Annotated in this window: 9 protein-coding genes; all 9 read left to right on the top strand. The window is 67.7% G+C overall.

Features of this window, described 5'->3' with window-relative positions; genetic code table 11:
• The 9 genes from I3K84_RS18110 to I3K84_RS18070 all read left to right on the top strand — a co-directional run bounded on the left by I3K84_RS18110 (position 1) and on the right by I3K84_RS18070 (position 11,746).
• Positions 1–915 (top strand): LysR family transcriptional regulator, encoded by a 915-nt coding sequence (locus I3K84_RS18110; RefSeq protein ID WP_196995117.1) that lies wholly within the window; start codon positions 1–3, stop codon positions 913–915.
• Positions 916–967: 52 nt separating this feature from the next.
• Positions 968–1,645 (top strand): GntR family transcriptional regulator, encoded by a 678-nt coding sequence (locus I3K84_RS18105; protein ID WP_011804551.1) that lies wholly within the window; start codon positions 968–970, stop codon positions 1,643–1,645.
• Positions 1,642–2,601: an allantoinase PuuE gene (puuE, locus tag I3K84_RS18100; protein ID WP_172206556.1), complete on the top strand. Its 960-nt coding sequence runs from the start codon at positions 1,642–1,644 to the stop codon at positions 2,599–2,601. The genes I3K84_RS18105 and puuE overlap by 4 nt, the downstream gene beginning before the upstream one ends.
• 70 nt (positions 2,602–2,671) lie before the next feature.
• Entirely contained in the window at positions 2,672–4,441 is a 1,770-nt protein-coding gene (gene uraD / locus I3K84_RS18095; protein WP_011804548.1) for a 2-oxo-4-hydroxy-4-carboxy-5-ureidoimidazoline decarboxylase, read from the top strand.
• A 7-nt stretch (positions 4,442–4,448) separates the two neighbouring features.
• A complete protein-coding gene (locus I3K84_RS18090; protein WP_231403362.1) occupies positions 4,449–5,738 on the top strand; it encodes a M20/M25/M40 family metallo-hydrolase in 1,290 nt (429 codons plus the stop codon).
• A gap of 304 nt (positions 5,739–6,042) precedes the next feature.
• Positions 6,043–7,530, top strand: a complete 1,488-nt coding sequence (locus tag I3K84_RS18085) for a nucleobase:cation symporter-2 family protein (RefSeq protein ID WP_015912744.1) — start codon at positions 6,043–6,045, stop codon at positions 7,528–7,530.
• 189 nt (positions 7,531–7,719) lie between these two features.
• Entirely contained in the window at positions 7,720–10,029 is a 2,310-nt protein-coding gene (locus tag I3K84_RS18080) for an NADP-dependent malic enzyme (RefSeq protein ID WP_196995116.1), read from the top strand.
• A gap of 96 nt (positions 10,030–10,125) precedes the next feature.
• Positions 10,126–10,602 (top strand): MarR family winged helix-turn-helix transcriptional regulator, encoded by a 477-nt coding sequence (locus tag I3K84_RS18075; RefSeq protein ID WP_196995115.1) that lies wholly within the window; start codon positions 10,126–10,128, stop codon positions 10,600–10,602.
• A 4-nt stretch (positions 10,603–10,606) separates the two neighbouring features.
• Positions 10,607–11,746: an FUSC family protein gene (locus I3K84_RS18070; RefSeq protein ID WP_196995114.1), complete on the top strand. Its 1,140-nt coding sequence runs from the start codon at positions 10,607–10,609 to the stop codon at positions 11,744–11,746.
• The last annotated feature ends 37 nt before the right edge of the window (positions 11,747–11,783 follow it).

The raw sequence follows: 11,783 nt of genomic DNA, 5'->3' as shown, positions 1-11,783 counted from the left end.
ATGAGCACCCCCTCCACCGCCCCGTCAGAGATGGCTTTCTTCAGCCTGCTGGCGCGCTGGGCCAGCCTGTCGGCCACCGCGCGAGAGCTGGGCATCAGCACGGCGGCGGCCAGCAAGCGCCTGGCGCAGATGGAATCGCGCCTGGGCGTGCAGCTGGTCAGCCGCACCACGCGGCGACTGCACCTGACGGCCGAGGGCAATACCTACCTGCAGCACGCGCGCCGCATCCTGGCGGAGATCGACGCCATGGAGCAACTGGTGAGCGACATGCAGGCCGAGCCCCAGGGCCTGCTGCGTGTGAACGCCACCCTGGGCTTCGGGCGCAGCCACATCGCGCCACTGGTGCCTGCCTTCGTGCGCCGCCATCCGCAGATCCAACTGCAGCTGCAGTTGTCGGTGCAGCCACCGCCGCTGGCGGACGATGGGTTCGACGTGTGCATCCGCTTCGGCGAGCCGCCCGATGCGCGCGTGATTGCGCGGCGCCTCGCCCCAAATCGGCGGCTGCTGTGCGCCGCACCCGCCTACCTGGCGCGCCGCGGAACGCCCACGCGGCCGGCCGAGCTGACGCAACACGACTGCATCGACATCCGCCAGGGCGACGACGCCCACGGCGTGTGGCGCTTCAACGGCCACCGCAAGCAGGAGACGGTGCGGCTGCGCAACCACCTGAGCACCAACGACGGCGAGATTGCTGTGAACTGGGCACTGGCGGGCATGGGCATCGTCATGCGCGCGGAATGGGACATCGCTCGCTACCTGCGCAGCGGGAGGCTGGTGCAGGTGCTGCGGGACTACGACACGCCGCCGGCGGACATCCACGCCGTGTACCCGCAGCGGCATGCAGCCACCGCGCGGGTCAAGGCCTTCGTTGATTTCGTGGCCCAGCACTTCAACGGCAGCGCACCAGGCATTTAACAGTCCACAGAAACTGTATACAAAAATTGTCTTTCACGACTATGATGGCCGCATGGAAACCTCCACCACCGGCTTCATCGTCGAAAGCCTCACGCGCGCCATCGTCGAGCACCGCCTGCTGCCCGGCACCAAGCTGGCCGAGCAGAAGCTCGCCGACCATTTCGGCGTGTCGCGCACGCTGGTGCGCCAGGCGCTGTTCCAGCTGTCGCAGAACCGCCTGATCCGTCTGGAGCCCGCGCGCGGCGCCTTCGTGGCCGCGCCCTCGGTCCAGGAAGCGCGCCAGGTGTTCGCCGTGCGCCGCATGCTGGAGGCCGAGATGGTGCGTGCCTTCCTGGCGCAGAGCACGCCCGCGAAAATCCGCGCGCTGAAGGCCCATGTCGCGGCCGAGAAGAAGGCCATGGAGGGCAACGACGTGGGCCAGCGCACCGAACTGCTGGGCGACTTCCACGTGCGCATGGCCGAGCTCATGGGCAACGACGTGCTGGCCCAGTTGCTGGGCGAGTTGATCTCGCGCTGCGCCCTCATCACGCTGATGTACCAGTCCACCACCGCCGCCGAGCATTCGCACGAGGAGCACGCCGCCATCGTCGCGGCACTGGCCGCGGGCGACGCGGCGCAGGCCGTGCAGCTGATGCAGCAGCACCTGGACAACGTGGAGGCGGGCCTGACCTTCGACCGCGACCTGCCGACCAACGACCTTTCGATGGCCCTTTCCTCCGTATCGCCATGACCTACGACACGACGGCGCCCTACCCCCGCGACCTGATCGGCTACGGCCGCACGCCCCCGCATCCGCACTGGCCGGGCAACGCCCGCGTGGCCGTGCAGTTCGTGCTGAACTATGAGGAGGGCGGCGAGAACTGCGTGCTCCACGGCGACCCCGCCAGCGAGCAGTTCCTGTCCGAGATGTTCAACCCGGCCGCCTACCCCGAGCGCCACATGAGCATGGAGGGCATCTACGAATACGGCGCGCGCGCCGGCGTGTGGCGCATCCTGCGCGAATTCGAAAGGCGCGGCCTGCCGCTCACGGTGTTCGGCGTGGCCACCGCGCTGCAGCGCCACCGCGAGGTGGCCCAGGCCTTTGCCGAACTGGGCCACGAGGTGGCCTGCCACGGCCTGAAGTGGATCCACTACCAGAACGTGCCCGAGGAGGTGGAGCGCGCCCACATGGCGCAGTGCCTGGAGATCTTCGACACGCTCTACGGCCGGGACGGCGACCACGGCCAGGGCTGGTACACCGGCCGCGACAGCCCCCGCACCCACCGCCTGGTGGCCGACGACGGGCGCTTTGCCTATGACAGCGACTACTACGGCGACGATCTGCCGTTCTGGATGAAGATGGCCAAGAGCGACGGCAGCGCGCACCACCAGCTCGTCGTGCCCTATACCCTCGATTGCAACGACATGCGCTTTGCGCTGCCGCAGGGCTACTCGCACGCCGACCCATTCTTTCAGTACATGAAGGACACGTTCGATGCGCTCTACGCCGAGGGCGATCCGGCCGGCGACAACGCGCCGAAGATGATGAGCATCGGCATGCACTGCCGCCTGCTCGGCCGTCCCGGCCGCATCACGGCGCTGCAGCGCTTCCTGGACCACATCCAGCACCACGACCAGGTCTGGGTGTGTCGCCGCATCGACCTGGCGCGCCATTGGGCGCAGCGCTTTCCCGTACCCGCCATTTAAGCCAAATCGGGCTGCAACGCTTATCCAATAAGCGCGAGCAGCTCTTTTTTTGATAGCTATAGGAACCGCCATGGCCTGGACCCTGGAACAACTCAACGCCGCCTCCCCCGCCGAGGCCCTGCAGATGCTCGACGGCCTGTACGAGCATTCGCCCTGGATCGCCGAGGCGGCGCTGCAGCTGCGCCCCTTCCGCTCGCTGGCCCAGCTCAAGTACGCCATGGTGCAGGTGCTGAACGGCGCCGGCGTGGAACGGCAGTTGGAGCTGATCCGCGCCCACCCCGAGCTGGCGGGCAAGGCCATGGTGGCGCAGGCGCTCACGGCCGAGTCCACGAACGAGCAAAGCCAGGCGGGCCTGACCCACTGCACGCCCGAGGAGTTCGCGCGCATCCAGCAACTGAATACCGACTACAACGCCCGCTTCGGCTTTCCCTTCATCCTGGCGGTGCGCGGGCCGCGCGGCACGGGACTGTCGAGGCAGGAGATCATCGCCACCTTCGCACGTCGCCTGTCCAACCACCCCGACTTCGAGCGCGCCGAGGCACTGCGCAACATCCACCGCATTGCCGAGATCCGCCTGAACGACAAGTTCGGCGCTGAGCCGGTGCTGGGCAACGACGTCTGGGACTGGCACGAGCGCCTGGCCCAGCACAGCGACCCGGGCTATGCCGAGAAAGGCCAGCTCACCGTCACCTACCTCACCGATGCGCACCGCGCCTGCGCCCAGCGCATCAGCCATTGGATGCGCGACTGCGGCTTTGACGAGGTCGAGATCGACGCCGTGGGCAACGTGGTCGGCCGCTACAAGCCGGCCACACCCGACGGCAAGTATTTGATGACCGGCAGCCACTACGACACCGTGCGCAACGGCGGCAAGTACGACGGGCGTCTGGGCATCTTCGTGCCCATGGCCTGCGTGCGCGAGCTGCACCGCCAGGCCAAGCGCCTGCCGTTCGGCATCGAGGTGGTGGCGTTTGCCGAGGAGGAAGGCCAGCGCTACAAGGCCACCTTCCTGGGCTCGGGCGCGCTCATCGGCGACTTCCGCAACGAATGGCTGGACCAGAAGGACGCCGACGGCATCCCCATGCGCGAGGCCATGCAGCACGCCGGTCTGTGCATTGGCGACATCCCGAAGCTGCGGCGCGATGCTGCCCGCTACCTGGGCTTCATCGAGGTGCACATCGAGCAGGGCCCGGTGCTCAACGAACTGGATATCCCGCTGGGCGTGGTCACGTCCATCAACGGCGGCGTGCGCTACGTCTGCGAGATGCTGGGCATGGCCAGCCACGCGGGCACCACGCCCATGGACCGCCGCCGCGACGCCGCCCTGGGCGTGGCCGAGCTGGCGCTGTACATGGAGCAGCGCGCCGCGCGCGATGGCGACAGCGTGGCCACCATCGGCATGCTGCAGGTGCCAGGCGGCTCCATCAACGTGGTGCCGGGCAAGTGCAGTTTCAGCATGGACATGCGCGCGCCCACCGATGCGCAGCGCGATGCCATGGTGGCCGACGTGCTGGCCCAGCTGGAGGAAATCGCCCAACGCCGCGGCCTGCAGTACAAGGCCGAGCTGGCCATGAAGGTCGCCGCAGCCCCCAGCGCCCCGGCCTGGCAGCACCGCTGGGAGAAGGCCGTCGACGCCCTGGGCGTCCCCGTCTACCGCATGCCCAGCGGCGCCGGCCATGACGCCATGAAACTGCACGAAATCATGCCGCAGGCCATGCTGTTCGTGCGCGGCCTGCACGGCGGCATCAGCCACAACCCGCTGGAATCCAGCACCGCCGACGACATCCAGTTGGCGGTGGATGCCTTCAGCCATGTGCTGCAGCAGTTGGCCGCCGAATAACCCATCCATGGAACGCTCCGCCATGAACCAAGACCGCCAAGCCACCTATGCCGCACTGGATGCGTGGATCGACCAGCACTTCGACGAGCAGGTGCGCTTTCTGCAAGCACTGGTGCAGGTGCCCACCGACACGCCGCCCGGCAACAATGCACCGCATGCCGAGCGCACCGCTGAACTGATCCAGGCCTTCGGCTTCGAGGCCGAGAAGCACGCCGTTCCCGCGCAGGAGGTCAAGGATTACGGCATGGAGTCCATCACCAACCTGATCGTGCGCCGGCCCTATGGGCCCGCGGGTTCGGGCCGCACCATCGCCCTCAACGCCCACGGCGACGTGGTGCCGCCGGGCGAAGGCTGGACCAGGGACCCGTACGGCGCCCAGATCGAAGGCGGCGCCATGTATGGCCGCGCCACCGCGGTGAGCAAGAGCGACTTCTCCACCTTCACCTTCGCCGTGCGCGCGCTGGAGGCGGTGGCCAAGCCCACGCAGGGCGCGATCGAGCTGCACTTCACCTACGACGAGGAGTTCGGCGGCCTGCTCGGCCCCGGCTGGCTGCTGGCGCAGGGACTGACACGGCCCGACCTGATGATCGCCGCGGGCTTCAGCTACGAGGTGGTCACCGCGCACAACGGCTGCCTGCAGATGGAGGTCACCGTGCAGGGCAAGATGGCCCATGCCGCGGTGCCGCACACGGGCGTGGACGCACTGCAGGGCGCAGTGGCCATCATGAACGCGCTGTATGCCGAGAATGTGCAGTACCGGCAGGTGACGTCGAAGGTGCCGGGCATCCAGCACCCGTACCTGAACATCGGCCGCATCGAGGGTGGCACCAACACCAACGTGGTGCCCGGCAAGGTGGTGCTGAAGCTCGACCGCCGCATGATCCCGGAGGAGAACCCCGCCGAGGTCGAGGCGCGCATCCGCGCCGTGATCACCCAGGCGGTGGAAGGCTTCAATACCGAGCGCGGCTACGGGAGCGCAGACGCCCTACGCGTGGACATCAAACGCCTGCTACTGGCCAACGCCATGACGCCGCTGCCCGGCAATCAGCCGCTGGTGGAGGCCATCCAGCAACACGGCGAGGCTGTCTTTGGCGAGAAGCCTCCCGCCGTGGGCACGCCGCTGTACACCGATGTGCGCCTCTATGTGGAGCGCGGCATCCCCGGCGTGATTTACGGCGCGGGCCCGCGTACGGTGCTTGAATCGCACGCCAAACGCGCCGACGAGCGCGTGGTGCTGCAAGACCTGCGCCGCGCCACCAAGGTCATAGCGCGCAGCCTGGCAGACCTGATGGCCTGACGCACAGCCGCACCAATGCTCCAGCCCGGCCCATGCCGGGCTTTTTTACGCCCTGCGCCGATCCCATCGCGCCGACTGTGGCGAGCACCCGCCAGGCGTAGCCGCGCCGTTGGCTGCCGACACCCCCGCTTGGCAAGCAGCAAGGGCAAACCCCTAGCAATTCGACCTTGATCGGGGTCGCCTTACGACAGGCAATTCCGCATACTTTGTATACAGTTTTTGTATGGATTGCTGTGCGCAATGGCAGCCCTGTCCGGCACGGCAGAAGCCCCTTGAACAGCAAGCCAGTTTCCAAGGAACACCCATGTCCACGAACGTTCATCCGGTTGACGAAAAGCTGCCCTGGGGCCGCGCGGCCACGCTGGGTCTGCAACATGTGCTGGTGATGTACGCCGGCGCGGTGGCCGTGCCGCTCATCGTGGGGCGCGCGCTCAACCTGCCGCCCGAGCAGGTAGCGCACCTGATCTCGGCCGACCTCTTCGTCTGCGGGCTGGTCACGCTCATCCAGGCCTGGGGTGCCACGCAGTGGTTTGGCATCAAGCTGCCGGTGATGATGGGCGTAACCTTCGCGGCCGTGGCGCCCATGGTGTCCATGGCGCAAGCCACGGGCGGTCAGGCGGGCGCGGGGCTGATCTTTGGCGCGGTGATCGGGGCGGGCGTGGTCTCGATGCTCATCGCGCCGGTCATCAGCGGCCTGCTGCGGTTCTTTCCGCCGGTGGTCACGGGCACCATCATCGCGGTGATCGGCATCAGCCTGATGCGCGTAGGCATCAACTGGATCTTCGGCAACCCCGTGGGGCCCACGGCCCCGGCCGTGCCCAACCCGGAGCACCTCAAGTGGCTGGCCGAGGCCCAGGCCGCCGCCGGCGCGCCCGGCTCCTCGCTGCCGCCAGTGCCCAAGGGCTTCGCCGTGGTGCCCACGCTGCCCAACCCGCGCTATGCCGACCTGACAGGCGTGGGCATCTCGGGCGTCGTGCTGCTCACCATCTTGCTGGTGGCGCGCTTTGGCAAGGGCTTCTGGGCCAACATCTCGGTGCTGCTGGGCATCATCGTGGGCGGGGTGGTCACTGCGTCCATGGGGCTGATGGACTTTCACAAGGTGGCCCAGGCCCAGTGGTTCGACATGGTGCTGCCATTCGAGATCGCGCTGCCGGTGTTCGACCCCATCCTGATCCTGACCATGACGCTGGTGATGATCGTCGTGATGATCGAGTCCACCGGCATGTTCCTGGCCCTGGGCGAGATGACGGGGCGCGAGATCTCGCGCGACGATCTCACGCGCGGCCTGCGCACCGACGGCCTGGGCACGCTGATCGGCGGCCTCTTCAACACCTTCCCCTACACCAGCTTCTCGCAGAACGTGGGGCTGGTGGCCGTCACCGGCGTCAAGAGCCGCTGGGTGTGCGTGGCCGGCGGCATGATCCTGATCGTGCTGGGCGTGCTGCCCAAGATGGCGGCGCTGATCGAGTCGTTGCCCACCGTGGTGCTGGGCGGCGCGGGGCTGGTGATGTTCGGCATGGTGGCGGCCACGGGCATCCGCATCCTGTCGAACGTGGACTTTCAGAAGAACCGCAACAACGCGATGATCGTGGCGGTGTCCATCGGGGTGGGCATGATCCCGCTGATCGCACCCAACTTCCGCCAGTGGATGCCCCATGCCATCCATCCGCTGATCGAATCCGGTATTCTGCTGGCCTCGATCACTGCCGTGGTCCTGAACATCTTCTTCAATGGAGCCAGCCGCGACACCTCTGCGGCCGTGCTCGCCGCCCGGCAGGCCGACGCCCACTGAACGTCGCCCTGCCCCGCGCCTTCCACCCGAAGGATCGCGCCCCGCGTGCCGTATGGCGCACGGGGCGCGGAAGGTTTGTTGTCGTCCACGCAGGCTGCCGTGCAGGCCCTCCGTCTGCGTCAGCATGCAGTAAGCTTGTCCGGCCCGTGTTGGCCTGTTTTTTCGTGCACCGCACCATTCGTATTTCGTATGACCCAGCCCCTGTCTGCCGCTGAAGCGGCACTGCGCGAAGCCGCGCTCGAATACCACCGCAACATGACGCGCGGCAAGATCGCCGTCACGCCCACCAAGCCCCTGTCCAACCAGCGCGACCTGTCGCTGGCCTACTCGCCTGGCGTGGCCTATCCCTGCCTGGACATCCAGGCCGACCCGACCAAGGCGTTCGACTACACCTCGCGCGGCAACCTGGTCGGTGTGATCACCAACGGCACGGCCGTGCTGGGCCTGGGCGACATCGGCCCGCTGGCCGGCAAGCCGGTGATGGAGGGCAAGGGGTGCCTGTTCAAGAAGTTCGCCGGCGTGGACGTGTTCGACATCGAACTGGACGCACGCGACCCCGACAAGATCATCGAGATCGTGGCAGCGCTCGAGCCCACCTTGGGCGGCATCAACCTCGAAGACATCAAGGCGCCCGAGTGCTTCTACATCGAGCGCGAGCTGTCCAAGCGCATGAACATTCCGGTGTTCCACGACGACCAGCACGGCACGGCCATCATCTCCAGCGCCGCGCTGCTCAATGGCCTGGAACTGGTGGGCAAGCAGATCGACCAGGTCAAGGTCGCCGTCTCGGGCGCGGGTGCCGCCGCCATTGCCTGCGTGGGCGTGATGGTGGGCCTGGGCGTGAAGGTGGAGAACATCTTCATGTGCGACTCCAAGGGCGTGATCTACGAAGGTCGCCCCGGCGGCTTCGATGAATCCAAGGCCCGCTACGCACAGAAGACCGACGCGCGCACGCTGGCCGATGCGGTCGACGGCGCCGACGTATTCCTGGGCTGCTCGGCCCCCGGCGTGCTCACGGCCGAGATGGTCAAGACCATGGCGGACAAGCCCATCATCCTGGCGCTGGCCAACCCCGAGCCCGAGATCCGCCCCGAACTGGCCAAGGCCGTGCGCCCGGACTGCATCATCGCCACCGGCCGCTCGGACTACCCGAACCAGGTCAACAACGTCCTGTGCTTCCCCTACATCTTCCGCGGCGCGCTGGACTGCGGCGCCACCAAGATCACCGAGGCCATGAAGCTCGCCTGCGTGCGCCAGATCGCCGCGCTGGCCAAGGAAAACATCAGCGAGGAAGTGGCTGCCGCCTATGCCGGCCAGGAGCTGACCTTCGGCCCCGATTACCTGATCCCCACGCCGTTCGATTCGCGCCTGATCCTCAAGATCGCCCCCGCCGTGGCGCAGGCAGCGCTGGAGTCGGGTGTGGCCAGCCGTCCCATCGAGGACATGGAGGCATACAAGGAGAGCCTGTCGCGCTTCGTGTACCAGACCGGCATCCTGATGCGCCCGGTGATCAACGCCGCCAAGACGCTGCCCGACGCGCAAAAACGCGTGGCCTATGCCGACGGCGAGGACGAGCGTGCGCTGCGCGCCGCGCAGTTTGCGATCGACGACCGTATCGCCCACCCGATCCTCATCGGACGCCCGGCGGTGATCGCCGCACGCATCGCCAAGGCTGGCCTGCGCATGCAGCCGGGCAAGGACGTGGAGATCTGCGACCCCTCGGACGACCCGCGGTTCCGCCAGTACTGGGAGGCCTACCACCAGCTCATGAAGCGTGACGGCGCCACGCCCGAGGTGGCCAAGGCAGCCGTGCGCCGCTCCAACACCATCATCGCCGCGCTGATGGTGAAGCTGGGCGATGCCGATGCAATGATCTGCGGCCTGGTGGGCACCTACGAGACGCACCTGGAACGCATCCACAGCATCCTGGGCCATGCACCCGGCGTGCAGCAATACGCGGCGCTGAACGCGCTGATGACGACCAACAACGGCACGCTGTTCATCGCCGACACCTACGTCAACGAAGACCCCACGGCAGAGCAACTGGCCGACATCGCCTGGTCCTCGGTGCAGGAAGTGCAGCGCTTTGGCATTCCGCCGAAGGTGGCGTTCCTGTCGCACTCCAGCTTCGGCTCGTCCAAGCGCGCCTCGGCGCGCAAGATGCGCGCAGCACGCGACCTGTTCGTGGCCCGCCATCCCGAAATCGAATGCGATGGCGAGCTGCATGGCGACGCCGCGCTGGAGCCCAAGATCCGCAACAACTACCTGCCGGACTCCACGCTCACCGGCTCGGCCAACCTGCTGATCTGCCCGAACATCGACTCGGCCAACATCCTCTACAACGTGCTCAAGACCACGACCAGCGGCGGTGTCACCGTCGGTCCGATCCTCATGGGTACCTCGGCCACGGCGTACATCCTCACGCCCGCAGCCACCGTACGCCGGGTGTTGAACATGACCGCACTGGCCGTCGCCAGCAGCGCCGCGCGCCGCAAGTAAGCGCAGCGCACAGCAGGGCCGCTCACCAGGCCATGGTGCGCGGCCCTTATTTTTTGACAAATCATTTGAATTCAAATGATTTGTTAGAATAACAAAATGACTGCTGCCTCACCGTCCGATGCCACCCGCCCCGCCAACCCCAAGCGCCTGCTGGGCGTGCGGCTCGTGGGCCTGGGCCGGCGTTGGCGCAAGACGCTGGACGCACAACTGGCCGCCGAAGGCCTGAGCGACGCCGTCTGGACACCGCTGGTGCACCTGCACCGCCTGGGCGACGGCATCTCGCAGACCGAGCTGGCAGCCGCCGTGGGGCTGGACGGCTCCAGCCTGGTACGGCTGCTGGACGCATTGGCAGCCCAGGGACTGGTCGAGCGCCAGGCGCACGCGAGCGACCGCCGCATCAAGCTCGTGCGCCTCACTGCCGCTGGCAAGCGCACGGCCAACGGCATCCGCAAGCGCCTTGCAGCCATCGAGGATGAGTTGCTGGCCGATCTGGACGAGGCCACCGCCCGCACCCTGCTGCAGGCCTTCGAGCAGATCGAGGCGCGCATTGCCAGCGCCCAGCACGAGGACTGATGCGATGGCGTTGCCAACCGGCCCTTTTCTTTCCAGCTCCCACGGCCACGCTCTGCGCCAGGCGTTGGCATCCGCGCGGCTGCGGGAGAGCCTGTCGCTGCAGCGCCCCGCCTCGTTGCGCAACGCCACGATTGCCGGCGCGCAGGTGGCGTTGGCGGTGATCCTGGTTGCCGGGCTGCTGCATGTCTCGCCCTGGGCCCAGGTGGCGGGCTTCGGCGGCCTGGGCGCTCTGGCGGCACTGTTCGGGCGCTTCGCGCCGCTGGCCCGCCGCCGCGGCGTCGTCCTCACGGCCGGGGCACTGCTGGTCATGCCCGTGGCGCTGCTGTCGCTGCTGGCCTGGTCGGGGCTGGGACCGGTAGCCATGCTGCTGGCCCTGTCGGCCATGGCAGGGCTGCTGGCATCACTGGCCCACCGCATGCAGATGGGCGCGCCGGGAGCGGTGATTTTCATCTTCGCGGCCAGCGCCGCGATCAGTCCGGTTGACAGCGCGCTGGCACTGGCCGGGCGCGCCGGCGCCACCGCCCTGGGCGTGGCCGCCGCCTGGCTGTTGTGCCTGCTGACCGACCGCCTGCGCGACCTGGAAGTAGCACCGCCTGCCGCAACACCCGTCCAGGCAACGGCGGGGGCACGCGCCCCGAAGCCCCTCACGCCGGGTTACGCACCCGTGCAGTCGGCACGCGTGGCGCTGTGCGCCGCGCTGGCCGCCCTGCTGGCACACGCCGCGGGCTGGGCGCACCCGGCCTGGGCGTCGATTGGCGCGGTGGCCGTGCTGCAAGGTGCGCACCTGCCGGGCACGGTGCACCGCGGCTGGCAGCGCACGCTGGGCACTGTGGTGGGCGCCGGCATCGCCTGGGCGATCCTCTCGTCCGAGCCATCGTTCTGGACGCTGCTGCTGGCCGTGGCCGTGCTGCAGGTGCTGACCGAGGCGGTGATCGGGTTCAACTACGCACTGGGCCAGATTTTCGTGACGCCGATGGCTCTGCTGATGACGAACATGGCGCACCATGGCGAAGCCGCGGAAATGGCACTGTCACGCATCTTCGATACCACCCTGGGCGCGGCGGTAGGGATTGTGTTGGCGCTGGTGCTGTCGTCGCTGGACGAGAGGGTGTACCTTGCGCGCCACCATGGCCGCGCGCAGTGACTTAAGGTAAAAAAGGCCCCTAGCGCCCGTCCAACAA

Origin of the sequence: Diaphorobacter sp. JS3051, from assembly GCF_015832135.1 — a bacterium.
In the GTDB taxonomy this organism is placed as follows: Bacteria; Pseudomonadota; Gammaproteobacteria; order Burkholderiales; family Burkholderiaceae_C; genus Diaphorobacter; species Diaphorobacter nitroreducens.
Note: the sequence above shows the minus strand (reverse complement) of the source record. Positions and strands in the feature narration are given on the sequence as shown.

Coding starts and splice junctions, on each gene's coding strand:
- I3K84_RS18070 (WP_196995114.1), top strand. CDS start 10,607: ATGGCGTTGCCAACCGGCCCTTTTCTTTCCAGCTCCCACGGCCACGCT.
- uraD (WP_011804548.1), top strand. CDS start 2,672: ATGGCCTGGACCCTGGAACAACTCAACGCCGCCTCCCCCGCCGAGGCC.
- I3K84_RS18105 (WP_011804551.1), top strand. CDS start 968: ATGGAAACCTCCACCACCGGCTTCATCGTCGAAAGCCTCACGCGCGCC.
- I3K84_RS18090 (WP_231403362.1), top strand. CDS start 4,449: ATGGAACGCTCCGCCATGAACCAAGACCGCCAAGCCACCTATGCCGCA.
- I3K84_RS18110 (WP_196995117.1), top strand. CDS start 1: ATGAGCACCCCCTCCACCGCCCCGTCAGAGATGGCTTTCTTCAGCCTG.
- I3K84_RS18085 (WP_015912744.1), top strand. CDS start 6,043: ATGTCCACGAACGTTCATCCGGTTGACGAAAAGCTGCCCTGGGGCCGC.
- I3K84_RS18080 (WP_196995116.1), top strand. CDS start 7,720: ATGACCCAGCCCCTGTCTGCCGCTGAAGCGGCACTGCGCGAAGCCGCG.
- puuE (WP_172206556.1), top strand. CDS start 1,642: ATGACCTACGACACGACGGCGCCCTACCCCCGCGACCTGATCGGCTAC.
- I3K84_RS18075 (WP_196995115.1), top strand. CDS start 10,126: ATGACTGCTGCCTCACCGTCCGATGCCACCCGCCCCGCCAACCCCAAG.